This window comes from Peribacillus deserti (assembly GCF_002863585.1).
In the GTDB taxonomy this organism is placed as follows: Bacteria; Bacillota; Bacilli; order Bacillales; family DSM-1321; genus Paraperibacillus; species Paraperibacillus deserti_A.
Genome location: NZ_PGUY01000020.1, coordinates 50,879 through 75,990, shown reverse-complemented (window position 1 = coordinate 75,990; position 25,112 = coordinate 50,879). Strand labels below are relative to the sequence as shown.

Here is a 25,112-nt window from a genome sequence, read left to right as displayed (position 1 = left end):
ACTACAGGATGCTCGCTTTCCGCGGGGCGGGCGCTGAGCCTCCTCGGCTTCGCCTGTGGGGTCTCACCTGATCGAAAAGCGGAGGACGGTGCTTTTCAAGAAAAGATCCACTCAAAAGCTGAATGATGATCTTTATTAAAGTAGAGGCAAGACACTAAAAGAAATTCAGACACCTGATAATGAAGACTTGCTGATTGGCAAGCGATAGCGAAGACAGAAGCTTAGTCGCCCTTACCACGCTCGTAACGCCACGTCCTGTGGCCCCGCCTGGCTCGCACATCCTGTGCATCGTGCGTTAGCCCGGCATAAGACGAGCGGCAGTGAAAGGCCGATTTTGCCTTTTAATGGCGATTGGCTAGACCCGCGGTGTCAGTCCGGAGCTGGACAATACCCGCTGCTCCCGCACAGAAAAGCGGAAAGCGGTGCCTGCCCAACATATAAATATTAAACGCTCAGTAAAAATCCCAATAGATATAAAATTCTAAACAAATTGGCAGGCAGAGACCCGATAAAGAAGACTTGCTGATTGACGAACGACAGTGAAGACAGAAGCTTAGTCGCACTTACCACGCTCGCACCGCCACGTCCTGTGGCCCCGCCTGGCTCGCACATCCTGTGCGTCGTGCGTCAGCCAAGCATAAGACGAGCCTGCTGTGGGGAGTGCTTTTCTCCCCATAGACGGATTGGCTTATGACTCGAGGGTCTAAAGCCTTGAGCTGGATCAAGGAGTCTCGCACCTTACGTTCCAATCGACCTGACTGAACAATAGGGTGAAGTAACAAAACATATTAAAAAACAACAATCTTTTAGAAAAGAGCCTTATAAAAAGCACAAATCAAACCGAAATAAGTAGGTGCTTCATAAGACAAGAATTCAACGTTTCGTTCTTCTACGGGTATAGCTCCCGCAAGAATCAGTGTCTGCCAAATTCCATCCGGCTTTGCAGCTTCTATGAAATCAGGTTCAAAGGATCCCATTTCTTCCAGTTTATTCGTTTTTATCAACCTGACAGCTTCTTCATCAAGCTTTCTGGCAGCAGGATTGAAGCCGTATGGTCCTTCTGCGTCATGTGCGTGCGACCAGTCACAGCTTGCAACAAGAGCGATCCGCTTATCTGACTTTTCAGCTGCTTCTCTTATTGCTTTACCTAATTGAATGTGCTGGCCGAATGATAATTCCCTTGAAGGAGTGATTACGACTACAGGGACATCAGGCATAAACCTGAGAGGAACCATAGCTCCCCAATCCAGTTGAAGACATGAATAAGGGCCTTCGGTCGTTCCATAATTGATGGTTGCTGCCGGAATATGATTCGCCTTTGATGCTTCGGCAATACTGAAGCCCAATTCTTTATCCACTTTTTTCTCCATCGAAAAAGAAGCACCATTATCCCAAAGATTGCCCATCAGCCTTTCGGATACGGTTATGGAAAAGGCACCATTTATGCGGGTGCCATGCGGAGTCAGAAGAACAATGGAATCCGGTTCAGTTTTTCTCATTTCTTCGCCAATCTTATTTAGATTGTTCCTTGTCTGCTGCATCCGTTCTGGACTGCTGCCCATTAATTCAGGTATGATTTCGCTGCCGTGCGGGACGATGCAGGCAAAAGTAAAATGCTTCATTATATCTCCCCCTTTTGCTTTTAACTTTTATTTCTTTGTCAGAAAGCTTTTTCCCTTTAAAACGAAAGCATTTCCCCAGCGATTAGCTTGTATGATTCTATTCGCTCTTCATAAGTGGGTGTGATTGTAACGATCATGATTTCATCTGTGTTATACTCTGCAGCTATGCTTAACAGTTTGTTTTTCACCTGCGCTGGATTCCCGTAAACAGTCTTGTTCTTGTAGCTTGCAAACCTGTTTTTTTCTTCATCGGACATTATGTATTTTTTTGCTTTTGCTGCTGCAGGCAGCCCCTTTTCGTTCTGGCCTGTTTCTTGCTGTAATGTCCATATAAAATGACTCAGGACAAGGTCTTCGGCAAGCTCTTCGGTTTCTGCGCAGAAAGCTGAAACCGTTACGATGACTTCAGGTTGAGCAGAAAATTCATTTTTTTTGAAATGCTGCTGGTAGTTCTTAACGATATCAGCTCCGTTCTTATCACTCATAAATTGGCCAAACACATAGGAAGTCCCATTTTCTGCGGCCAATACAGAACTTTTATGGCTAGTTCCAAGCAGCCAAGGCTTTGGGGGGTTTTCAGGCAAAGGAGCAGCGGAAACTTTTGAAAACATGGAATCATCAGGGAAGTCATTGTGCAAAAAATGGAGCAGCTCTTGAAGCGTCTCTGGCATTTTCCATACATTCTTTAAAAAATTCCCGGATAGTGCAGCTGCTGCCTCAGCCGATCCTCCGGGAGCCCGGCCTATACCAAGATCAATCCTCCCTGGAAAAAGAGTCGCCAGCATATTGAACGTTTCGGCAACTTTATAGGGCTTATAATGTGGAAGTAAAATAGCCCCTGAACCGATGCGGATTTTTTTGGTGAGCGCGCCAATATACCCAAGCATAACTTCTGGCGCAGGACAGGCAAGCCCCTTCAAATCATGATGTTCCGCAATCCAATATCGGCTATATCCCAGCTTCTCTGCAATTTGAGCGAGCTTTGCCGATTCCAAAAGCGCGCTCCTTGGATCAGCTCCTGATAAAATAGGGGCTTGATCTAATATACTTAATTTCATCCAGCTTCCTTCTTTCTCTTTAGCAAAAAGTAATATCTATAGTATATTCTTTATTTCCCCGCGGCTCATCTATCCAGCCTTTTCGAATAAAAGTCAGCTTCATGAAAAAAACTGTCTCTCCGGCAGCTGGTATTCATACCTATCGATATGAATTTGAACGAGCCTTTAAATTTCATTATTAAGCCGGTTTTTTATTATAATTAATTCTTTTTTTATATAAGCAGCTTATTTGGGATTTAGATCTGACCGTTCCCATTTCCTACTACGGACTATCTTAAATGACTGGACCGAATGCTTTAACCTTCAGACCTCTATACGGCCTTTTGTACACCATTCTTCAGTATGGCAATGTGTATGGTCCCCAGACAAACAGCTAAAAAAGATTTCTTCTCTCTACCCTCTCCTTTACTCTTTAGCTGCGTTTTATAAGAAGAGATATTGGTATATGAGACGGGCTGGTATGAAGCATGGGTTTCCGGAGGAATCATGAGATTCTATGGAGGTGAGCTTTTAATTTAATAGATTTAAAAGGAATTTATGTTCCTATTTTTAGTAAGGCCATCATTAGGTAGTTGGTATACAGCTTAGAAAAACAAGCTATCAAGTCGGGGCAGCGGACTCCAGAAACGGTGTCTTGCATGAATGAAATGTTTCATATCACTGATGCCCTGTGGAAGACTTTGTTAACCGGGATTCGTGTATCACTTTGATATCTGCCCATTAAAAAAAGAAAAAACAGCATGACTGCTTTTTCTTTTTTATCAATCTTCATTAGCTGTTTTAGATTAATGGAGAACCTGGTATTCCGTTAATATCGTAACTAACCTTTATCTCAGCGCTTAAGGAATTTGATACTGAACAATAAGTCTCTTTTGATAATTTTATAGCACGTGCTACCTTATCTTCTGGAAGATCCCCTTCTAAACTGTAATGTATATGTATCCCAGTGAACCGCTTTGGATGCTCTTCGGCCCTTGATCCTTCGATATCAATGGAAAGATCCGTTAGATTTAGTCTCATTTTCTTTAAAATGGACACGATGTCTATTGCCGTACAGCCAGCCACTGCATGTAACAGCAGTTCCGTCGGGCGGGCTCCAGTATTTTCTCCCCCGATTTCCGCAGCAGCATCCATATGTATTTTATGTCCTGAGGGAGTTGTGCCTGAAAAAGCCATTTTCCCTTCCCATTTAATAGCTGTTTTCATCTTCGTTCACCTCCCTATTATCCAAGTTAGGGTATCCAACCTGAATTTATTTTATTATAAATCCCTCCGAAAAACATCTATGATTCATATAATTCACCCGCCGGCAGCTTTCCTTTACTCTTACTGGTAATAACGGATAAGCCCTTCTGTTACGGCATCGGCCGCAATTTGATTATAGCTGGTGCTCTGGATAGCGGCCATGTCATTCGGATTGGTAAGGAAGCCTAACTCAATTAAAACGGCCAATTTAGGATTTTCTCTTAGTACATAATAATCACCGAATTTCGCCCCATCCATTGGAAGTCCGAGTTTGCTGCTGAGTGATCGCTCTAGATCTGCGGCAAGATTCCGGTCGCTGCCATCTGTATAATAATAGGTACTTATTCCGCGGGCACCCGGATTCGTAAATGCGTTGTAATGGATGCTGATGAAAGCATCGGCAGTTAGTCTATTGCTGAAGCTTACCCTTTCAGCTGGTGAGAGAAAAACATCTGAATTTCTTGTCATTATAACCTTGGCTCCAGCCTGCTTTATTGACGAGGCAATAGCTTCCGAGGCACTCAATGTAAAATCTTTCTCATGAAGACCGTTAAAAGATAAAGCGCCAGGATCTGTCCCTCCATGCCCTGCATCTATGATAAACGTTCTCCCGCTTAGTTCTTTTGCTGTCGAGGCTGGTTTCTCACCTATGAAAGATGTCGTATATGTATCAGATATCCACGCCCTGCGTCCGCCTGTTAGCTGAACCTGCACCCATCCATTTGTCCTGTTTAATTCCTTATAAGTCTTTCCAGTCTCTGCTGTGCCGACTACCGGATATCCTGTGCCAGGTCCTGTCCGGAGCCGAACGCCGCTCTCTTTTACAGTTACAGTTTGTCTCGTACTTTCACTTACTTGTGTTGTGTTTTGACCAACTGACTGATATAGGAATTGCGAGGCAATCCATCCTGTCTTCCCATTATAGCTGACCTTTACCCATCCATTCTTTTCTTCGTAAACATGAACGATTGCCCGGTTAGGAAGCGAACCAATCACCTCTGATTGAATATCAGGATTATGTCTGATATTCAAAGAAGTAGCTCCTACCTTAAAAGAACCCTGTTTTTCTGCGTGAGCCTCTGAGTGATCCTGCCCGAATACCGCGAGTAAAATCAAACCTCCTGCTACTAGATGTTTTTTCATAATATCCCTCTTTCCGCACAGCATGTACCAGAATTTTCTGTCCTATCAATGGTAGCAACTAAAAACGGTCCAGGGGTAATCAAAAGCAGCGGGCAAATAAAAAATAATGAAAGAGGACTAGAACCATAGAGGATATGAGGGTAATTTGAAGGACACATCAGGAATAAGATGGATTGAATGCAGGAGGATGTTCCTTTCTGGAAAAAGAGAATGGTTCTAATATTATTAAAGTGTGATTATGTAATTAACTTTTAGTAGCTAAAACTGTATATTTTATTATTTTTCGCTGCCAAATTGATCCGTTTTGTATAGAGGAGTAAGGATTACAGGGAAAAACATATAAACGGAGGCACCATAAGTGCCTAATAGGCTGTGAACCAGCTAAATTTATCTGCGTATTGGAACGGTATGCTTATGTTTTTCAGGTTTATGCTTATGTTTCAACGGTTTATGCTTATGTTTATTACTTTTATGCTTGAGTTTGGGAGGTTTATGCTTAAGTTGGCTTTTTGTATGCTTATAGAAAGGTGCTTATGCTTAAGAACATAGGTTTATGCTTATAGGTTTGTGCTTATGCTCAGGTAATGGTTTCAACTTAAAGGTCTCTGCTTATGCTCAGGTATTTGGTTACTACTTAAAGGATTCTGCTATGCTCAGGGAATTGGTTTCTACTTAAAGGTACGTACTTATGCTCAGGTAATGGTTTCTACTTAAAGGTACGTACTTATGCTCAGGTAATGGTTTCTACTTAAAGGAATCTGCTTATGCTCAGGTATTTGGTGACTACTACTTAAAGGATTCTGGTATGCTCAGGGAATTGGTTTCTACTTAAAGGTACGTACTTATTCTCAAGTTGGTTTCTACTAAAGGAATCTGCTCATGCTCAGGTATTTGGTTACTACCTTAAAGGATTCTGCTATGCTCAGGAAATTGGTTTCTACTTAAAGGTACGTACTTATGCTCAGGTAATGGTTTCAACTTAAAGGTCTCTGCTTATGCTCAGGTATTTGGTTACTACTTAAAGGATTCTGCTATGCTCAGGGAATTGGTTTCTACTTAAAGGTGCGTACTTATGCTCAGGTTTTGGTTCTACTTAAAGGAATCTGCTCATTCTCAGGAAATTGGTTTCTACTTAAAGGTTCGCGCTTATGTCAGGAAAATAGGTTTATGCTTATAGGTTGGTGCTTATACTCGGGTAAATTGGTTTCTGCTTAAAGACTGTGCACGCTCAAGAAAATAAAGTTCCTGCTTAAAAGTATGTGCTTAATCTTAGATAAATGGAATCTGCTTAAAGCAATTTGTTTTTGACCAGGAAAAAAGATATATGCTTAAGTTTTTTCATTTATGCTTAAGTGGTATAAACAAAAACTCTGATCCGGCCACATTCATCTAAAGCGCAAGCGGCTCCTGATAATTAGACTTGCTTGATCGGGATTGCTCACCCCCACCTGCTATACAGCTGCTCAATTTCCTCTTTGTGACTCACTCCATATTCTTTTGGAGTTTCCAATACAAATAGAACATCCTTCAGAAGGGGAGAATGAATGAGCTCTTCAAATTGTTCTTCCTTGATATGTCCGGCATTAAATATATTGGCGTGCCTGTCTTTGCCAATTCCCATGCCGTACTTGGAGTTATTCAGATGCACCGCTGATAATTCTTGAAAATACCCCAGTTCCTTCCCCTTTTGGGACAGCTCTTTCCAATTATCACCGGTCCAGAGTCCGCTCGCAAAGGCGTGACATGTATCGAGACAAAAACCGATTTTTTGCGGCTCTTCACATAAATTCCTGACCTGCACCAATTCCTCCAATGTGGTGCCTATGGTTCCGGGAACGCCCGCATTATTCTCAAGCAGTATTTTACATTCGCCGTCCCATTTCGAAAGGACAGAGTTTAGGACTTCAATCATTAATGTGTAACTTTCGAGAGGGTTCGATGGATTGATTTGGCTGCCGTAGTGGACCACCACTCCCATTGATCCACAGGCTTCCGCAATCTCTAAATCATTCAGCAATGACTTGATGACGGCTTCTTTTTTTTCATCGGATGCCGGGGTAATGCTTGTCGGGTAGGGAGTATGCGCAATCGATGAGATAGAGCGGCCCAAACAGAATTCCTTGCACGCCTCGGCATCTCCCCGGTCAAACTCCTTCACGGAGAGGCTCCTCGGATTCTTGGGAAAATATTGATAAGCCTTTGCCTGCATGGAATCGGCATGCACAGCCGCAGCTAAATATCCGTCTCGTATACTGACATGACAGCCAAATCGCATCATAACCATCCGTTCTTTTCCAACTATTTTTGACAGTGTGTACAATAAAAGGTTTTTCTTGAAGAGATCATTTCTTTAGTGATAGGTGTCCCGCAACGGGCACAAGGTTCCCCTTTCCTATCATACACCCTGCATTTTTCATCATACCCGCCAGTCAGCTGGTCCCCGGCGTAAAGCGGGTTTTCCATGTATCCGCCGAATCGTATCGCATCCTTAAGGACAAACTGAACCGCCTCATATAGAGAGGTTCTTTCAGCCGGGTTTAAAGAACTTATATCCCTCACAGGCAAAATATGGGCCTCAAAGCAGATTTCATCTGAATAACAATTGCCAATCCCAGAGATAAAATGCTGATCAACCAGTTTTGTTTTCAGCCGGCCACGCTTGTTTCGCAGCAGGTTCAGGAAAAAGTCCAGTGTGAAGCCAGCATTTAATGGTTCGGGCCCTAGATCGGACAGCTCAGCAGCAGCACTTTCCTTATTGAATACATGCAAGTAACCCAGCCGCAGCCCTATGAAATATAGACTGTTTTCACCGAACTTTAAGGTGATCTGCACGGTTCTATCCGGTTTATCCGCTTCTTTTCCAAAAAACATCCAGCCGCCCAGCATTAAATGAAGGACAAGAATACAGTCATTTGAGAGAAAGAACACTAAATGCTTTGCCCTTCTTTCAACCTTTACGACAGTCTGTAACTTAACTTTCGATAAAAAGGATTCGGTTGGTACATTAATAGACTTTACCCGCCCGATCTCTGCATCTAAGATCACTTGTCCAGCTATTTTCTGGTTTAACAGATTTTTATATGTCTCCATTTCTGGCAGCTCCGGCAAGGAAATCCCTCCCCTATAAAATAATGGTAGACAAATGGCCAGCAGCGCAGCTTATAATGGCAGGCTTACTGGCTGAAATGTTTAGGAAATATTCGGGAAATGGGGGACAGTCCCCATAGCTATTTAATAGGATTAGGTTCGTACACTGCTTCCTGCTCAGCTGGATTAAGCTCCAGTTCGAGTTCCTCGATGGCTAGTGCCCTAGAGTGTTCAGTATGGCTCCACTCTCGTTGATTTTTTTTCAATAATCCCAAGATAGTCACCGGAATCCAAGATAGTCCGAACAAATATGACACAAAAAACCAGTGTAGTTTTTTCCCTTTTTTCTCCAGAATCATGGCAAGTATAGGCAATGATAGGTAGGCCGCAATAAAACAGCCATAAATCCAGCCATCCAGGAGGATTGATTTGTCAATCACATCGCCAAGGAAACCTTCCGCCTTATATACACCTGTATAAGAAAGAACTCCGGATATCATCAATATTAAAGCGAGTATCGACCTCGATGGCATAATTAAATAAATGGCTGAATCAATCAGCATAAATTTGCGCTTCTTCAATCCTTCGAGTATCAGAGGGAATGCATATCTTGTCATACAGTCAAAGTGACCCTGCATCCAGCGGATCCGCTGTTTGAACGATTGAACAAAACCCAGGGGCTTCTCATCATATAACTTGGCATCATGCGCCCAGGCGACCCTCTTTCCTGTTTGCAAGATATAGCGCTGTGTAAATTCAAGATCCTCTGTCAAAGAGGTGGCTCCCCACCCAATATCTTTCAGGACTTTTGTTGTAACCGTTACACCAGTTCCGCCTAGCTGGGCGGTCAAGCCTAAATGCTCGCGTACCAGCTGATAGATTCGATTGGTCGACCAATAAGCAAACGAATACGATTTGGTTACCCATGAATCTTCTGGATTTTTAGAGTCAAGGTACCCTTGAACTACTTCAAAGCCATCCAAAAGCTTGGAGTTTATAATGTCGAGAAAGTCCTTGCTGACAAGGTTATCTGCATCAAACATGACAACCGCATCATAAGACGTCCCTTGGTCTTCCAGCTCCCACAGTCTTTCAAACGCCCACTCCAGGCCGTAGCCCTTCCCTTTTTTATCCGGCTGATGCCTTTCCATCGCCGTGACTCCTGTTTTTCTTACAGCATCTGCTGTCCCATCACTGCAATTATCGCAAATCACATACACATCATATAAGTTGTCTGGGTAGTTTAGGTTTTTTAAATTCTCGCATATTTGTGTGATGACTTTTTCTTCATTATGTGCGGCAACTAATACAGCAAACCTATTTGCAGGACTTTTCAACTCTGTCTTTTTAAACTTCCTTAAGCCCGCATAGCTCATAATTGTCTGATATCCTACAAAAAATAAAGATATAGCTTGAACGGCACATAAAAAAATATAAAATCCCAGCTCCGCAGCGCCGCTCCACCCCTGCGTAAAAACTCCGTATCCGAAAGTTACAGCCAGGCATATGAATAACAAAAATATGATCATACCTTCACCTCTAATACTGCTTATTTTGGACTAGAACATATTTTAAGGCTATCCAAAATTGGAAGTCTTTAACCAAACCATATGTTTTAATGAACGAGGACTTATAGGCTGTATGTAAATTTGGCTAGACTACTTATATACCAAAAGATTGGAAGGGAAAATACCGTGAAAAATGTGAAAACAATATCACTGCCAGCTATTTTCATTTTTTTATCTTTAATACTTAAATCTTTTTATGTAAAAATAGAGCTGCTAAAGGAACTTACTATTACGGGAATGCTGGCTGAAATTTCTGTGATCGGCCTGATAATACTAGTACTTTCCTTTTATCTAAAAAAAGGGCAGCTGTTTTCATTCATTCTTCTAGATCTTATTTATACCTCGCTATGCCTGTCAGCTTTGCTATTCTTTGATTATTACAACACAATATTTACATACAAATCATTAACAGAAATAGATCAACTGGGTACCATAAAGGACAGCATTTTGGCCCTATTTAATAGAGAATACCTCGTTCTTTTTGCTGATTTCCCGTTACTTTTGGTGCTGCCAGCGCTTAAATTCCAAGCAATGAAATTTGAGACCCCCCTAACCAAAAAAGCAGCAATCTTTGCTGCTGCAACTGCATGTACTTTTGTTTCACTGGGTCTCACGAAATCAACAGAGTCTGTAAACGAACTTAGTAAATATGATAGGGTTGGACTAGTAGGCTATCAGTTCCTAGAAGCAGGCGCGGAGATACAGTCCCACTTCATAGCTGAACAAAAAATAAGTGCTGAAACGCTGGAAAAGAAGCGGCGATCCACCCAAAACGGCCCCATTAGGTTAAAAGGAATGGCCGAAGGAAAAAACGTCATAATCGTCCAGCTTGAATCTGTACAGCAGTTTCTCATAAATCTGGAAATTGACGGAAAACCAGTTACTCCGAATCTGAACAAACTCACAAAAAATTCCCTATACTTCCCTAATGTCTATACACAGGTCGGTAAAGGAAATACATCGGATGCGGAGTTCATCACAAACACGTCCCTTTACGCTCTCGGTGATATTCCAATGTCGTCCGCCGTAGAAGGGAAAACGGTCCCAAGTCTTCCAAGGGTCCTTGGACAGCTTGGCTATCAGACGGCAACCTTTCATGCAAACAGTGTTTCGTTCTGGAACCGGAAAAACCTGTACAAATCGCTCGGATTCAACCATTACTATGACAAAAAGTATTTTGGCACCAGTGACGTCATTTCGTATGGTGTATCAGATGAGGTCATGTATCGGAAAACTACCGAAAAGCTGGCTGAATTTCATGAGAGCAACAGGAAGTTTTACGCTCATGTAATTGCATTATCCAGTCATTTTCCATACCGTCTGCCTGAGGAAAAAAAGAACGATACCTTAGGACTGCCCAAGCGGTACAAAGATACTTTTGTTGGCTCTTATATTGAAGCAGTCAGTTACGCAGATTATGCCTTTGGAAGGTTTGTAGACCATTTAAAAAAAGCGGGATTATATGATGATACGCTTATTGTGGTATACGGGGACCACCAGGGAGTGCAGACAAAGAGCCCTAAAGATCAAGAACTCTTGAAGGAAATATTCGGGAGGGAATATTATAATCCTTTAGATCATCTAAACATCCCGCTCATCATGAAGGTTCCTGGAATAACTAAAGGAAGAACAATAGAAACCACGGGGGGATTAGTAGACATTTATCCGACCGCTGCAAACGTGCTAGGTCTTGATCTCTCAAAGCAAGTGGTATTTGGCAATGATTTAACAAACACAGATAAGAATACGGTTGGTATTCGCTTTTATGCACCCACTGGCACCTTTATTAATGAAAGATTTGGTTTTCTTCCTGGAAAAACAAAAAATGATGGAATTGAAACCTTTCTAAAGTCTAGAAAGACCATACCTGCGAGCGAGGATTCTGTAAACAGCATGAACCAGATCCTCAAATATATGAAACAATCAGACAGCTATGTAGAATCACTAAAATGAGTAAAAAGAGGAACCTCTGATCCAGGGATCAGAGGTTCTAGGCTTTTCTATCATAATGGCTATGTTAAAGTACAGTGTTGATTTTTTGCACTATGTTGATTGTAGCGGAAGGTGCGAGACTCCTGCGGGATAAGCGGGTCAAGGGAGACCCCACAGGCGCAAAGCGCTGAGGAGGCTCTCGGACCGCCCCGCGGAAAGCGAGTGCCTGCTAGCTGCAATCAACAGTCACGTTTAACAGAGCTATCATAATAAGGGAAAACCTGCAGATAACACTAGGGGGCAGAGCGATTAAAATGCTGGTACGATAGAGCTCTCAATGGATTCCTGGAACGCCTCTCTTATGTCGCTTGTAAAGGTGCCTGGAGCCCCGTTTCCTACAGGATTTCCATCTATGCTGGTAATAGATACAACTTCAGCAGTTGTGGAGGACATAAACACTTCATCGGCTTGCAGCAATGTTTCTTTTGAGAAGGCAAGTTCCTTGAATGCCCAGCCTTTGGAAGTAAATAATTCGAGCAATTTAGTTCTTGTAATTCCATTCAGGATTAGGTTGCCTGCCGGATGAGTATAGATGGTTCCATCCTTTATAATAAAGATGTTAGACGAAGTTCCCTCCGTCACATTACCGTCCCGGACAAGGATGCCTTCAAATGCCCCGGCTTCCTGGGCCTTTTGTTTGATCATAATGTTATACAGCAGGTTAAGGCTTTTGATATCACAGCGGAGCCAGCGCAGATCGTCGGCTGTAATAGCTTCCACTCCTTCATTTTGTTCCTTTACAGGGCGTTTTGACGGAACTGGATATGCAATCAGCTGAGGTTTTATATGTACGTCATATTGATGTTTTCTCGGCGCCACTCCCCTGGACAGCTGAACATAAATACCGCCATCCTGAAGCTCATTTTCTTCAATGAGAGAAAGCAGCTTTAGTTTAAGCTCTTCTATATTCATATTTGGAGTGATGCCGATTTCTTGAGAGCTCCGGTAAAATCTTGCCAGATGTTCGTCTAGTGTGTAAGGAACTCCCTCATACACCCGAATGACCTCATACACTCCATCACCAAACTGATATCCTCTATCCTCAATGTCCACTCTGACTTCTTCTCGCTCCTGTAATTCATTATTTACTAAAACTTTCATCGAACATCCTCCATCCGTTAAATGATCATCATTGATCCCCATTATTTTAGGAGGCGCTAATCACATCCTCCATAGAAGAAAAAATTAAAACTTGAATCCATTTTACCTTTTTTTATCACTCATACCAACCAATTCATTTAATTTTCTGTAAAGTGTAAGCAAATTGGTGAAGAAGACCTGAAATTATGCCAAATAAAAACCAGCCATAAACAGCTGGTTCTAAAAAAGCTTCAAATGTCATCTTTGTTCAGCCGCAGCCTCCGAAAGATCACTGATAAAATGGGATTTGATCTGCAGGAACCGCTCAATTTCATTTATCAAGACTAAAAGAGCAGCACGGGTTTCGAATTCCTCCCTTGTTTTCGGGAGCTCCATTTTTTCAAACGTATTCCTTAAGCTTCGCAATGACTCTAAAAGTTCTGTAGCGGGATTCTCTTCATTTATGCTAAGCCCGATATCCTCCATAAGCTCAGCAGCCATAGTATTTTGTTCAAAAGCTGTCGGGAGATGAAGAATAATTGGAATCACTCTCTGGATAATATCAAACTGTTGTTCACGCATATTAAAATAATCCCTATAATAATTCTCTTTTCGAAAAAAGGAATTTTCGGCACTCCGGCGTGCCAGTTCCTTTCCATCCTGCAGCGAGTTCTCACTTTTAACCACAAATTCATCATTCCAGACTCTTTCCTTCTTCCTGATAAAACGGGCCAGCTGGAGGAAGATCAGTTTGAAATATTCCTCTGTTTCTGCTGATTTTTTGCGGAGGCCTTTTTCAACACTAGGCATATAGAGATTCACGAGTAACGCCACCACGATCCCTATGGTAATGATGATAACCTCATTCAGAATAAATCCGAGTGTAATATCCTTCGTTAAGTATAATTGCATAACAATAACAAAACCAGGAATGATTCCTTCATGCAATCCCATTCTCGCCATTAATGGGATATAAATTAAAAGAAGAACACCGACTGAAATGGGTGTAAATGAACCCCATTGAAACAAAATTGTGGCAATCGCAATTCCGAGAAGACCTGCAGCAAATCGCCTAAAAGCAACAACGACTGACTGCCTTTTCGTGCTCTGAACACTAAGCAGAGTTATAATGGCCGCGGTAGCTGCATTTTCAAGCGAAAACATATTGGCGATGATTAAGGAAACCATTGCTCCTATAGCCGTTTTAATAGTTCTGCTGCCAATGATAAACACACTGTACCTTCTTTCCTGGAGATCTTTACATAGGTTTTCCAATGTCCATGGATAATATTGATTGACTGCTAATTAATATCCATGTCTAAAACAACTGGACAGTGGTCGCTCCCCATAATGTCACAATGAATCTCTGCTTCATGAATGTGGCTTATAAGTTTCTCTGACACAATGAAATAATCAATCCGCCACCCAATATTCCGTTCTCTGACCTTGTTCATATAAGACCACCAGGTATATGCGCCTTCTTTATCGGGATATAAGTACCGGTAGCTGTCTACAAAGCCGCTTGCCAGGAAGTCAGTCATTTTCATCCGTTCCTCATCCGTAAATCCTGAATTTCCTTTATTAGGCTTTGGGTTTCTAAGGTCGATTTCATTATGTGCAACATTAAGGTCACCGCATAAGATAACAGGTTTCTTTTGATCAAGTTCTTTAACATGGCAAAGAATCCGGTCTTCCCAATCCAGCCTGAATTTCAATCGTGCAAGATCCCGTTGGGAATTCGGCGTATACACGTTTACCAGGAAGAAATTCTCAAACTCCAGGGTCAATATCCTTCCTTCCGGCTCTCCTTCTTCAGTACCGAGTCCATACTTAACAGACAGTGGTTCTTGTTTGGTAAATACAGCTGTCCCAGAATATCCTTTTTTTATCGCGTAATTCCAATATTGTTGGTAGCCTTCCAGTTCGAGCGAAATTTGCCCTTCCTGCAGCTTAGTTTCCTGTATACAAAAAATATCTGCATTCATATCTGCGAAATATTCGCTGAACCCTTTTTTCACACATGCCCGCAGACCATTAACATTCCATGATACCAATTTCATTAAACTGTTTCGTCTCCTTCTTAATTAAATGAAACTACTAAACTTCTATTATATTTGTATCTCGTAAATATATAAAATTAAAAGCTTGCGATTCTATTATTTAGTGTACAAATGGAGGAAAGGCCGTTATTCAGCTTTTCTCTACGGCTGCTGCAATCTCACTGTATATGCGGACGATTTCCTCTATTTTCATTCTCACCAAACCGCTTGATGAAGGAGCAACGAAATCAGTGACACCAGGCACCATTGAAAGCTCTTGAAAGCCCCAAGAAACCTCCTTCCGTTTTGAATACTCCTGATACACTCCTTTACCTACAAAACAGACGAATTTGGGTTTATAATGCTTGATTTTAGAAATCAGCTCTTCCCTGCCCGCACGATATTCTTCTTTCGTAATTTCATCAGCTGCTTTAGTGGGCCGCGAAACGATATTAGTAAAACCATATCCTATTTCAAGCAGTGTATAATCTTCAAATGTGCTGTATATTCTATTGGTCAATCCCGATTTGTGGAGGATCTTCCAAAAACGATTATTAGGATTCGCATAATGATGACCCGTTTCCCCTGACCGGATGCTAGGGTTAAAGCCCACAAATAAGATTTTTAGGCCTTCTTTTATATGATCAAGTATGATATCCATTGGAATTCTCCTTTAGGCTGAGATAAAAAGCGAAACAAGCTGCCATAAATAAAGAGACTGTTTATTGAGTCTATATCTTATCCCCGGAAAAATATCGGATTAGTAGCTATAAAATCCGAGATGTCGGCTGAACGATTGTTAATCTATTAAGATTCCGCAAAAGATTGTCATTTTTCTGTGCTGAGATAAAAAGCGGAACTTTAATAGCGGCAGAAAATAAAAAACCTGACCACGTTTTCTGACTTTTCAACCTCAAATATGAGAAAAGTCTAATCGAAAATATGAACCACTTTCTCGAATTGGTGCCTCAAAGCAGCTTTTGTATCGGTTTTAAGGGATTTTGAGAGCCGGCTGGAAGTTTATGCTTATGTTTCAGAGGTTTATGCTTAGGTTTTCTAGTTTTATGCTTAAGTTCTCCCGGTTTACGCTTAAGTTTCGGTGTTTTATGCTTAAGTGTCGACCGCCTTCGCTTATCTTTGGTCACATATGCTTATCTATTGGCAGTTATGCTTAGTTCTGCCTGCTTATGCTTCATAACAGGTATTTATGCTGATGTTTAAAATTCCTATTAAATGAGAACGTGTACTCGAAAAATTTATTGTTATAGGCAGCATGTTTGTCTCCCTGATATTCACTGTCAGCATTCTCCAGAAACAAATCCCATTAGCTAATCCTAGACCTGGTCTTTTAACTTCATTATTAGTATAAAAGCTGTTTAACCTTATTGCCCTTTTTATATGAGAGACCAGGGTCTTTTACCTTCATTATTGATAAAAATAATTTAAACTTAACCTTATTGCCCATTATATATGGTAGACCTGAGAGATAGGAGGATCAGCCCCCATTTTGCAAGAATCCCCATACTTTTCTTCTAACTCAATAAAGTAATTGTGCATCTTCGTGACTCCTGCAGGAGGCTCTCTTTCAAAGTCTATCGGTTTTAAAAATTAATGAATCATGATTAATTGCCCAAGCAGGACTCTTAAATCACATACGTAAAAAATTTAGTATCAACTTTGAGTTTTGGGAAGTCTTCAGGCAGTTCTCTTTCGGTAATCTCTAAAAAACCATGTTTCTCATAAAATCTGTGAGCAGCCTTAAATTGTTCGGTTGTACCAAGGATAATCTTGACGATGGCCTGCTGCTCTGCCCACTCCAGGACTGTATGCAGTAAGTGAGCCGCTGTCCCATAGCTCTTGCCTCTATAATCCGGATGTACAAAAAGTTTTTTAAGGGCTGCTTGTTGATTTCCTATATCCTGGAGGGCTATAGTTCCTACAACATCTCCATTATGCAGAGCAATCCAGAAATTACCTCTTCCTGACTGATAGACTTTTTCTATCGAAAATAAATCAGGCTGATCCTCAAGCTTAATGGGTATGTTATATTCCTGCTGCTGAATAAATGCGATCAACTCTACTACTGAATTTTGGTATTCATTTGTGTATTTTTGAATTTCCATTTCCGTTTTCATTTTGGGCCGCCTTTAAATTAGTATTATGCTTTTTTAGCAAGGCTGTGTTCGCAAACTTTGTTGCTTTTGAACAAATGGTTGATTGGAGCGCAAGGCATGCTTGCTTTCCGCGGGGCGGGCGGTCAGCCTTCTCGTCTTAGCCTGCGGGGTCTGAACCTGTCCCCCTGCTCCCGCAGGAGGTTGAGGGTGCGTTTCCATCTGATTTCCAGATAAAATAAGGAACACTGATCTCGCACCTTCCGCCCAACCAACCTGGTTTACCAACGGTGATCAAAACATATTACAAAACAACAATCTTTTAAAAAAGACCCTTTAGCAAAAGGTAAAATAATACCTATTACCGGATTTGATTATTCTTTCTTTTATCATGTGAAAACATTCAGCCACAATCTTAGGCACCCTCTATAATATAAAAAAACGCCCACAGGTACTGGACGTCTAATGATTAGGTTTTTTCCGCGTTTCTGTTTCTTTCAGACTCTGTTCTTCTCCACTTTCAACTAGATGTTTGAGCATGGACAGCTTGTTATCCCAAAAGCGTTCATAATAGTCAAGCCATTCTTTGACCTCACGCAGGGGTTCAGGATGCAGGACGTAAATTTTTTCCCTGCCTGTTTTTTTGCCAGATATCAGGCTTGCATCTGAAAGAATGGCCAAATGTTTTGCGACCGCTGTCCGGCTGATTGGAAAATGGGCAGCTAATGCACCTATGGGCATTTCCTTTTCAGATAGGAGCTGCAGCAGCTTCCTCCTGGTGGGATCAGCAATGGCCTGGAACACATCATGCCGGGCAGTTTCCGGCATTATCCTTCAACTGCCTTCTTAAGCCTTTCTGATACGATCGCCTGCCAGCCCTGGTCCATACGGTCACGGATGATAGAACTCTTTTCACCGGCTTTACCGATGATTTCGTCAGCAGGCTTCCAGCCAGAATGGGTCAGGGTGAATTCCGTTTTCCCATCCCGTTCCTCCAGTTCAAAAACGACGACCCAGCCGTCTGTATCCCATGAAAAGGAAAGACGGTTGGGCGGGTCCACTTGCAGGACTCTGCATGGAGATGGGCCGAACGGCGATTGAATATGAAATTCATGCCCTTCAACCGGCTGAAAGTCGTTTGGCATAAACCAGGCAGAAATACCCTCTGCGGTCGAAACCGTATCCCAGACTTTCTGAATAGACGCTTCTAATAAAATCGTCTTTTTAATATCAGATACTGTCGTATTTTCTTTCATGATTATCCTCCGTAAAATAAAAATAAAACCAAAAGGTTTCATAATTACATTATATGAAACCTTTTGGTTTCGCGTCAAGATATTTCTGTTTCGTTTTTATTTTCCATTTCTTGATCTATTAATTCATCCAGACGGATGATACTTTCTCTTGCTCTCTCCATTTCGATTTTTCGGTAGTGATGAAGACCGCCTTCTTCTTCATCCTTTTCGTCCGCCCACTTAACGATCTGCTGAAGCGGAGTACGGATGATATCATTCGTCGGCAGAAAGGAGTCCGTATGGAATAGGATGGCAAGAGCAATCGTTTTCGCCCGGATAGGATTTTCGCCAAGACGGATAAGAAGCTTATGGGCCCTCTCTGCCCCTTTTATCGGATGTATATCATTCTTTTTATATAAATCGTAATCCCATTTCCCATTTCGGTACCATGTGAAATGGCCTATATCGTGCAGCAGCCCCGCTTTGGCTGCAATATCTACATCCTGTTTTTGTTCTTTTGCCAGCTTAAAGGCATGATACGCGACGGCGATGGCATGAGCTAAGCCTGACCGATTCAAGTATTTTTCGGCAATATGATGTTCAAAAATATTTAGAAGAGTGACATCTCTCATTGTAAATCATCCTTATTCTAAAATAATGTATTAAACTATACCCGTTAACAGTTTGATTAATACACCTATAGTATGCCTTTTCCTGTCATTTGGACAATTCATGCAAAAAAAGGGACCTTTTTTTAAGATCCCTTTTCGTTATTTACGATTTTTCCCTGACGATCGGCATTGTACAGCACCTAAAAGCTCCGCCGGATTTAATGATTTCTGTGATATCGACTTCTATGACTTCATAGCCTCGTTTTCTGAGTTGGCTGTTTACTTTTTTGTTCACTGGCAGAGAAATAATTTTTTTATGGCCGACAGAAAGGACATTGGTGCCAAGGGTGAATTGTTCTTCTTCCGTCACTTCTATGAGATCATACCGGGATGCCAGGATCTTCAGCTCTTCTTTATTAATTTCCCCCGGAAAAATTAATGCTTCCTGAGGTGATATAATATTAAAAACACAGTCCAAATGAAGATACGTGTCTGTAAATGGGATGGCAATGATCTCAAATTGAGGCAGCAGCTGCTCTAGTTTTTCAATCGACTCTATTTTAGTCCGGTTACTGATGCCCACATAAATGGTATTGCGGTCGATCAGCACATCGCCGCCTTCAATCCTGTCACCAGTAAGATTGATGAAAGGCAGCTCCGACTTTTTAAGCCATTCCATTAAAACATGTTCCTCTCCCGTACGAATCTCCGTTCCCATTTCTGCTACAAAGATTTGTTCTCCGAGAGTGAAGCCAATATCCCGGGTAAACACTTGTTCAGGATATTTCTCGAATGACGGGAGGATCACTACCTCAATCCCCAGCTTTTTCAAAGCCGCTACAAAATTCTGATGCTGAATCATGGCCGTTTTTATATGAATGCCTTCATTTTCAAAATGTTTTTGGGTCTCGTTGATAACATCTTTAATTCTCATATATTGGGGTTCACACAGAATGACTCGTTTTAACGGATCATATTCGCTGAAGCACACAGCTTTCACATATACCACTTCCTAGTAAGATTCTATCCATACTATTTCCCAAGCTGCATGGGTTATCCGAAGATTTATTAATCAAAAGGATCCTTTTTTGAGGTGTTCAGTCGGTTGACCCCGGATATAAAAGGGTAAAATTTAAAAGGTTATACAAAAACAGGAGGGAATATCCTATGAATTGGTCGGGAAATACCATTTTAATTACAGGCGGTTCATCAGGAATCGGACTTGCTTTCGCCGAACGTTTTTTAAAAAGAGGGAATACTGTCATTGTCTGCGGCCGAAGCGAAGAGAAACTGAGCCAAGCGAAGGAGAAATTCCCGGAATTACATACCCGGGTGTGTGATGTTTCCGTAGAGAGCGACCGGGTTTCCCTTTTGGAGTGGGTTAAAAGCAGCTATCCAGAAGTCAACATTTTAGTCAATAATGCAGGGATCCAGCAGCGATTTAATTTATTGGAGCAGACTAAAGACTGGAGCTATTACAACCAGGAAATAAAAGCGAACTTTGAAGCGCCGATTCATTTGACCATGCTCTTCTTGAACCATCTGGCTGAAAAAGAGAAAGCTGGCATTTTAAACGTCACTTCCGGGCTTGCTTTCACGCCAATGGCAATAGCGCCCATCTATTGCGCTACAAAAGCAGCTCTGCATTCCTTTACCATCAGCTTAAGACACCAGCTTTCGAAAACGAATATTGAAGTATTCGAAATAGCACCTCCGGCTGTCAATACCGATTTAGGGGGTCCCGGACTGCATACATTCGGAGAACCTTTAGACGAATTTGCGGACGGGATCTTCGAAGGATTGGACAGCAACCAGCAAGAAATCGGGTACGGCCGATCTGCAAAAGCCATGAAAATGTCCCGCGAAGAAATCGACCAGGCCGTTGAACAAATGAACAAACAATTCCAATGAAACAGAGGCTGTCGCCAGGGGGTGGCAGCCTTATTTTTATGGGGACTGTCCCCCATTTCCCGAGCTTCTTTCCCCCGGTATGACCAGGCAATCGATGGGGCCAGTGTTTATTTCCCGATTTGTTTTTATATAATGCATATGGTTGGGAAATTCTAAGGTGCAGGGTTTATTTTAGTGTTTGCTGAGGTGTAGATATGGAAAAGGACAAGGTAAGGGATTTAAATCCTGAGGAAATGGATAAGATTAAGGCGGTTACGGATCATATTCAATTCACTAAGAATTTTAGATCGGCTACCGCTGAGGAATGGTATGTATTTATTCCTGGCTTCAAAGATCCTGCCACGGGCGGTGCGGCCGGTAAGGCCATCGTCCATTATAATTTATACGGAAACAGAGATATGTTTATTAATACAACTGTCATTCTAGATGATCCTGGTTTATTTACACAGGAAAATTTCCAGCTTGTTTATTCGATCGCAGACGAGCTTGTCAACCGGCTTGTGGGATATGCAGATACTTTGTTATCTGTGCATGCCGGCGGGAATTCTTACAATGCGGAATATAAACGATAAAAAAGGAGGCTCACCATTATATGGATAAGGACCTGATACTGGCCATCCGTGACCAATCCATCCCGCTCACAGGACCATCTGACTTAGACCGGCTCATCAGCCAAATGGGGAATCCGAGATTTGTGCTGCTGGGAGAGGCGTCCCATGGTACGTCTGAATTTTATACAACACGTGCCGAAATCACAAAAAAACTCATAAAAGATAAGGGGTTTACCTTTGTTGCGGTCGAGGGTGACTGGCCGGCATGCCAGGCAATTAACCGCTATGTAAAAGGCTATGACAAAGAATCCAGATCAGCCCGCGACGTCCTGACAAGCTTCAACCGCTGGCCGACCTGGATGTGGGCAAATGAAGAAATCATAGATTTGATTGAATGGATGAAGACATACAATGAATCTGGCCAGTCCTCCGTAAAGGCCGGTTTTTACGGCATAGATGTTTACAGTCTTTGGGAGTCCATGGATGAAGTGATCCGTTATTTGACAGAGATTGATTCACCAGACCTTGAAGCTGCGAAAAACGCCTTTACCTGCTTTGAACCTTTTAACCGACAGAACGAAGAATATGCGGTTTCGGCTGGTATCTATAATGAAGGCTGTATTGATGAAGTAGCAAAACTCTTGACCACCATTCAGCGAAAAAAAGAAGTGTATCCTCACCACGAGGAGCTTAATTTGAACCTTCAGGTGAATGCGATGGCTGTTTATAATGCTGAGAACTATTACCGCACTATGGTCGTTCATGATGAGCGTTCATGGAATATCCGGGATATGCATATGGTGGATGCCTTAAATGAAATTATGGACTTTTACGGATCTGCTGGAAAAGCGATTGTCTGGGAGCATAACACTCATGTGGGTGATGCCAGTGCCACGGATATGAGAGATGCCGGCATGATCAATGTAGGCCAGGTAATTAGGGAGCAGAATCCTCCGGGCCATGTGTATATAGTAGGATTTGGAACCCACAGCGGAACCGTTATTGCTGCAGATGAATGGGGCGTCAATTTTGATGTAAAAACAGTCCCTAAAGCCATGCGGGGCAGCTGGGAGGATGCTATGCATAAAGCAGGTGCCTTTGATAAAATCCTGATCTTCAATGAACGAAACAAACACTTGTTCAATCAACAAATTGGACATCGTGCCATAGGGGTTGTATACAAACCTGAATATGAACGATACGGAAATTATGTACCTTCTCTCATGTCTGAACGGTATGATGCTTTTATTTTCATTAAGCAAACCAAAGCTCTTCATCCACTGAGCGTCACCGTTCCGGTTTCGATGTAATAAAAAAAGCCTTTATAACAGAATCCTGTTATAAAGGCTTTTTCAAATTACGCTTCAATTACTTTTATTTGATCATCCTCAACCACAGCTTTAAGATTTTTTATTTCAGGCTTCTCAAAAATGAAGTCTGCAATTCCATCTTCAAGCTGCTCTTGAATTACACGGCGCAATGGTCTAGCACCAAAGGCTGGGTGGTAGCCAAGCTCTGCCAGTTTCTCTTTAGCAGCCTCTGTTACCTCAAGTGATAACTCTTGTTCAGTAATTGTTTCATATAAATCACCAAGCATAATATCCACGATTTTTAGGATATTTTCCTTAGTTAATGAGGAGAACTCAATAATGCTGTCGAAACGGTTCAGGAATTCTGGTTTGAAGTAGCTTCCTAATGCATGCAGGATGGATGCCTGTTCAACTGCCGAATTGCCTGCACCAAAGCCCATTACTTTTCGCTTCTCCCCTACTCCTGCGTTACTTGTCATAATAATCACTGTATCTTTGAAGTTAACCGTACGTCCCTGGCTGTCTGTCAGACGGCCATCCTCTAAGATTTGAAGGAACATGTGCATCACATCCGGATGCGCTTTTTCAATTTCGTCCAAAAGAATGATACTGTAAGGCTTACGGCGTACTTTTTCAGTAAGCTGTCCAGCTTCCTCGTGCCCTACATATCCAGGAGGTGAACCGATTAATTTAGAAACACTGTGTTTTTCCATATATTCACTCATATCTAAGCGGATCATAGAATCCTTGGAACCAAATAGTTCAAGAGCAAGTGTTTTAGTAAGCTCTGTTTTACCAACACCAGTCGGACCTACAAATAAGAAGGAACCTATCGGGCGGGTTTTTGATTTAAGACCTGCGCGGCTGCGTCGGATAGCCTTAGCAACCTTCTTAACAGCTTCCTCCTGTCCAATAACTTTCTTAGAAAGTTCTTCTTGAAGACGGTTCATGCGTACCTGCTCATCTTCCTGGAGCTTGCCCACAGGAATGCCGGTTTTTTGTTCAATTAATTCCTGGATGTGCTCAACCGTAACCACTGGGTGGCTGGCGGAGCCTCCATCCTTCAATATTCTTTCAAGCTCTTCTTCTTCATCCCGTAATTTAGCCGCAGCTTCATACGCTTCTTCTTTAAGAGCTTTTTCTTTATTCTGGTGAATCTGAGCAAGGCGTTCCTTAATATCTTCCTCTTGTCCGCCTTCAATTGTTAAATTCAACTTAGAACCAGCTTCATCGACTAGGTCAATCGCTTTATCTGGAAGGAAGCGGTCTTGAATATAACGGTGTGAAAGCTCAACGGCAGCAATTAATGCCTGTTCGCTGTATTTTACTTGATGGTAAGATTCATAACGCTCTTTAAGTCCTTCCAAGATTTGAAGAGCTTCCGCTGGAGACGGCTCATCCACCTGAACGGGCTGGAAGCGGCGCTCAAGGGCTGCATCTTTTTCGATTTTGCGGTATTCACTAAGCGTAGTTGCACCCACTAATTGCAGCTCACCGCGTGCGAGTGCCGGTTTTAGGATATTCCCAGCATCCATGGACCCTTCTGCAGACCCCGCACCAACAATTTGATGGATTTCATCAATGAATAAGATAACATTCTTGCGTTCTTGCAATTCATGAATCAACTGCTTCATTCTTTCTTCAAATTGACCGCGTATTCCTGTATTTGTAACAAGGGAGGCAACATCAAGCATATATACCTCTTTATTACGAAGCTTCATAGGCACTCTGCCTTCAGAAATTTTAAGGGCAAAACCTTCAGCGATCGCTGTTTTACCTACCCCAGGCTCACCTATTAAAACAGGATTATTTTTATTGCGTCTATTTAGAATCTCGATAACTCGATTTACTTCGTCTTCACGGCCAATGACCGGGTCGATCAACCCTGCGTCTGCAAGCTGTGTAAGATTTCTTCCATATTGGTCAAGAAGGCCTCCGCCGCCTTGTTTCGTTTTGGGTTCTGCCTGCGGCTGGTTTTGAAAATGAGAAGCATGCGGCATCTGTCCGAATGATTTAAAGAAATCATCAAAAGCGAATCCGCCCATGCCGCCAAAATCTGATCCTCCCATTGCCGCTCCTAATTTATGCCGTTCTTCTTTAAAACAAGCGGAGCACAGATGGAAGTCCTGTTGTTTGCCATTGAAATTAACGCGAAACTGAAAATCTGCTTGGTTTGTATGACATTTTTCACAATTCATATGTGTACTCCTCCTAGTTGGTTTTTATCATTAATTATTATGATTTGTAAGGTCTATGGTTGTATCTGACTTTGACTATATTTGACTTTCTGTATTCATTATACATTGACCTTCTTTGACTTTCAAGTATTTATGTAAAATTTACTTTGAAGAAAAGATAATTCATTTAAACATATTACTGCCCGTGATGGTATTTACCCGAAATAAAAGGATTTAATCCTTTAGATTCTAGGGTGCGAGTTGAGCCAGGCTCCTCTGTGTGGGTTACGACTAAACTTTGATTCACATTTTTGTTGAAGGTACTGTTTATTAGTACGAAAATTTCTGCAAGGAGGATTATTTGCTAATTTT

At 42.0% G+C, this 25,112-nt stretch carries 21 protein-coding genes; 4 read left to right on the top strand and 17 right to left on the bottom strand.

Going from position 1 to position 25,112, the window contains the following annotated elements; translation table 11 throughout:
• Positions 1-806: 806 nt before the first annotated feature.
• From CUU66_RS07135 to CUU66_RS07105, 7 genes are all read right to left on the bottom strand, one after another.
• A complete protein-coding gene (locus CUU66_RS07135) occupies positions 807-1,622 on the bottom strand; it encodes an extradiol ring-cleavage dioxygenase (protein ID WP_101640986.1) in 816 nt (271 codons plus the stop codon).
• A 56-nt stretch (positions 1,623-1,678) separates the two neighbouring features.
• A complete protein-coding gene (locus tag CUU66_RS07130) occupies positions 1,679-2,680 on the bottom strand; it encodes an LLM class flavin-dependent oxidoreductase (RefSeq protein WP_101640985.1) in 1,002 nt (333 codons plus the stop codon).
• Between the two features lie 780 nt (positions 2,681-3,460).
• A complete protein-coding gene (locus CUU66_RS07125) occupies positions 3,461-3,886 on the bottom strand; it encodes an OsmC family protein (RefSeq protein ID WP_101640984.1) in 426 nt (141 codons plus the stop codon).
• Positions 3,887-4,006: 120 nt separating this feature from the next.
• Complete coding sequence (locus CUU66_RS07120; RefSeq protein WP_180955190.1) at positions 4,007-5,068, bottom strand: N-acetylmuramoyl-L-alanine amidase; 1,062 nt, start codon at positions 5,066-5,068, stop codon at positions 4,007-4,009.
• A gap of 1,438 nt (positions 5,069-6,506) precedes the next feature.
• The gene (locus CUU66_RS07115) at positions 6,507-7,343 is read right to left on the bottom strand and encodes a deoxyribonuclease IV (protein ID WP_101640992.1); all 837 of its coding nucleotides are present in this window, start codon (positions 7,341-7,343) and stop codon (positions 6,507-6,509) included.
• A 23-nt stretch (positions 7,344-7,366) separates the two neighbouring features.
• Complete coding sequence (locus CUU66_RS07110; protein WP_101640982.1) at positions 7,367-8,176, bottom strand: Fpg/Nei family DNA glycosylase; 810 nt, start codon at positions 8,174-8,176, stop codon at positions 7,367-7,369.
• 119 nt (positions 8,177-8,295) lie between these two features.
• Positions 8,296-9,684 (bottom strand): glycosyltransferase family 2 protein, encoded by a 1,389-nt coding sequence (locus tag CUU66_RS07105; RefSeq protein ID WP_101640981.1) that lies wholly within the window; start codon positions 9,682-9,684, stop codon positions 8,296-8,298.
• Positions 9,685-9,849: 165 nt separating this feature from the next.
• Between CUU66_RS07105 and CUU66_RS07100 the strand changes: the two genes are divergently transcribed.
• Positions 9,850-11,676, top strand: coding sequence for an LTA synthase family protein (locus CUU66_RS07100; protein ID WP_101640980.1), 1,827 nt, complete (start codon positions 9,850-9,852; stop codon positions 11,674-11,676).
• A gap of 288 nt (positions 11,677-11,964) precedes the next feature.
• Here CUU66_RS07100 and dat read toward each other — a convergent pair whose 3' ends face one another.
• The 9 genes from dat to CUU66_RS07055 form a co-directional block, all read right to left on the bottom strand.
• Positions 11,965-12,816, bottom strand: a complete 852-nt coding sequence (gene dat, locus CUU66_RS07095; protein ID WP_101640979.1) for a D-amino-acid transaminase — start codon at positions 12,814-12,816, stop codon at positions 11,965-11,967.
• Between the two features lie 237 nt (positions 12,817-13,053).
• On the bottom strand, positions 13,054-14,028 hold the full coding sequence (locus tag CUU66_RS07090) for an aromatic acid exporter family protein (protein WP_101640978.1): 975 nt from the start codon (positions 14,026-14,028) through the stop codon (positions 13,054-13,056).
• Between the two features lie 68 nt (positions 14,029-14,096).
• Positions 14,097-14,855, bottom strand: a complete 759-nt coding sequence (locus tag CUU66_RS07085; protein WP_101640977.1) for an exodeoxyribonuclease III — start codon at positions 14,853-14,855, stop codon at positions 14,097-14,099.
• A gap of 130 nt (positions 14,856-14,985) precedes the next feature.
• Positions 14,986-15,495: a mismatch-specific DNA-glycosylase gene (locus tag CUU66_RS07080; protein ID WP_101640976.1), complete on the bottom strand. Its 510-nt coding sequence runs from the start codon at positions 15,493-15,495 to the stop codon at positions 14,986-14,988.
• A gap of 982 nt (positions 15,496-16,477) precedes the next feature.
• Positions 16,478-16,969 carry a GNAT family N-acetyltransferase gene (locus tag CUU66_RS07075; protein WP_101640975.1) on the bottom strand — a complete coding sequence of 164 codons (492 nt, stop codon included), beginning with the start codon at positions 16,967-16,969 and terminating at the stop codon, positions 16,478-16,480.
• A 438-nt stretch (positions 16,970-17,407) separates the two neighbouring features.
• Positions 17,408-17,773: an ArsR/SmtB family transcription factor gene (locus CUU66_RS07070; RefSeq protein ID WP_101640974.1), complete on the bottom strand. Its 366-nt coding sequence runs from the start codon at positions 17,771-17,773 to the stop codon at positions 17,408-17,410.
• The gene (locus CUU66_RS07065) at positions 17,773-18,201 is read right to left on the bottom strand and encodes an SRPBCC family protein (protein ID WP_101640973.1); all 429 of its coding nucleotides are present in this window, start codon (positions 18,199-18,201) and stop codon (positions 17,773-17,775) included. Before CUU66_RS07065 ends, CUU66_RS07070 begins: the two co-directional genes overlap by 1 nt.
• A 74-nt stretch (positions 18,202-18,275) precedes the next feature.
• A complete protein-coding gene (locus tag CUU66_RS07060) occupies positions 18,276-18,812 on the bottom strand; it encodes an HD domain-containing protein (protein WP_101640972.1) in 537 nt (178 codons plus the stop codon).
• A 142-nt stretch (positions 18,813-18,954) separates the two neighbouring features.
• Complete coding sequence (locus CUU66_RS07055; RefSeq protein WP_101640971.1) at positions 18,955-19,791, bottom strand: dimethylarginine dimethylaminohydrolase family protein; 837 nt, start codon at positions 19,789-19,791, stop codon at positions 18,955-18,957.
• Positions 19,792-19,958: 167 nt separating this feature from the next.
• Between CUU66_RS07055 and CUU66_RS07050 the strand changes: the two genes are divergently transcribed.
• From CUU66_RS07050 to CUU66_RS07040, 3 genes are all read left to right on the top strand, one after another.
• Positions 19,959-20,702, top strand: coding sequence for an SDR family oxidoreductase (locus CUU66_RS07050; protein WP_101640970.1), 744 nt, complete (start codon positions 19,959-19,961; stop codon positions 20,700-20,702).
• Positions 20,703-20,935: 233 nt separating this feature from the next.
• Positions 20,936-21,274 carry a hypothetical protein gene (locus tag CUU66_RS07045; RefSeq protein ID WP_374702977.1) on the top strand — a complete coding sequence of 113 codons (339 nt, stop codon included), beginning with the start codon at positions 20,936-20,938 and terminating at the stop codon, positions 21,272-21,274.
• A gap of 20 nt (positions 21,275-21,294) precedes the next feature.
• Entirely contained in the window at positions 21,295-22,563 is a 1,269-nt protein-coding gene (locus CUU66_RS07040) for an erythromycin esterase family protein (RefSeq protein WP_101640968.1), read from the top strand.
• 47 nt (positions 22,564-22,610) lie between these two features.
• On the opposite strand, the gene CUU66_RS07035 is transcribed toward CUU66_RS07040, so the two are convergent.
• Positions 22,611-24,761: an ATP-dependent Clp protease ATP-binding subunit gene (locus CUU66_RS07035; RefSeq protein ID WP_101640967.1), complete on the bottom strand. Its 2,151-nt coding sequence runs from the start codon at positions 24,759-24,761 to the stop codon at positions 22,611-22,613.
• Between the last annotated feature and the right edge of the window lie 351 nt (positions 24,762-25,112).

Bases quoted from the DNA above. Each gene is read 5' to 3' on its own strand.
- CUU66_RS07115 (WP_101640992.1), bottom strand. From the start codon at position 7,343: ATGCGATTTGGCTGTCATGTCAGTATACGAGACGGATATTTAGCTGCG.
- CUU66_RS07130 (WP_101640985.1), bottom strand. From the start codon at position 2,680: ATGAAATTAAGTATATTAGATCAAGCCCCTATTTTATCAGGAGCTGAT.
- CUU66_RS07105 (WP_101640981.1), bottom strand. From the start codon at position 9,684: ATGATCATATTTTTGTTATTCATATGCCTGGCTGTAACTTTCGGATAC.
- CUU66_RS07040 (WP_101640968.1), top strand. From the start codon at position 21,295: ATGGATAAGGACCTGATACTGGCCATCCGTGACCAATCCATCCCGCTC.
- CUU66_RS07045 (WP_374702977.1), top strand. From the start codon at position 20,936: ATGGATAAGATTAAGGCGGTTACGGATCATATTCAATTCACTAAGAAT.
- CUU66_RS07125 (WP_101640984.1), bottom strand. From the start codon at position 3,886: ATGAAAACAGCTATTAAATGGGAAGGGAAAATGGCTTTTTCAGGCACA.
- CUU66_RS07120 (WP_180955190.1), bottom strand. From the start codon at position 5,068: ATGAAAAAACATCTAGTAGCAGGAGGTTTGATTTTACTCGCGGTATTC.
- CUU66_RS07135 (WP_101640986.1), bottom strand. From the start codon at position 1,622: ATGAAGCATTTTACTTTTGCCTGCATCGTCCCGCACGGCAGCGAAATC.
- CUU66_RS07035 (WP_101640967.1), bottom strand. From the start codon at position 24,761: ATGAATTGTGAAAAATGTCATACAAACCAAGCAGATTTTCAGTTTCGC.
- CUU66_RS07070 (WP_101640974.1), bottom strand. From the start codon at position 17,773: ATGCCGGAAACTGCCCGGCATGATGTGTTCCAGGCCATTGCTGATCCC.
- CUU66_RS07085 (WP_101640977.1), bottom strand. From the start codon at position 14,855: ATGAAATTGGTATCATGGAATGTTAATGGTCTGCGGGCATGTGTGAAA.
- CUU66_RS07080 (WP_101640976.1), bottom strand. From the start codon at position 15,495: ATGGATATCATACTTGATCATATAAAAGAAGGCCTAAAAATCTTATTT.
- CUU66_RS07050 (WP_101640970.1), top strand. From the start codon at position 19,959: ATGAATTGGTCGGGAAATACCATTTTAATTACAGGCGGTTCATCAGGA.
- CUU66_RS07075 (WP_101640975.1), bottom strand. From the start codon at position 16,969: ATGAAAACGGAAATGGAAATTCAAAAATACACAAATGAATACCAAAAT.
- dat (WP_101640979.1), bottom strand. From the start codon at position 12,816: ATGAAAGTTTTAGTAAATAATGAATTACAGGAGCGAGAAGAAGTCAGA.
- CUU66_RS07060 (WP_101640972.1), bottom strand. From the start codon at position 18,812: ATGAGAGATGTCACTCTTCTAAATATTTTTGAACATCATATTGCCGAA.
- CUU66_RS07065 (WP_101640973.1), bottom strand. From the start codon at position 18,201: ATGAAAGAAAATACGACAGTATCTGATATTAAAAAGACGATTTTATTA.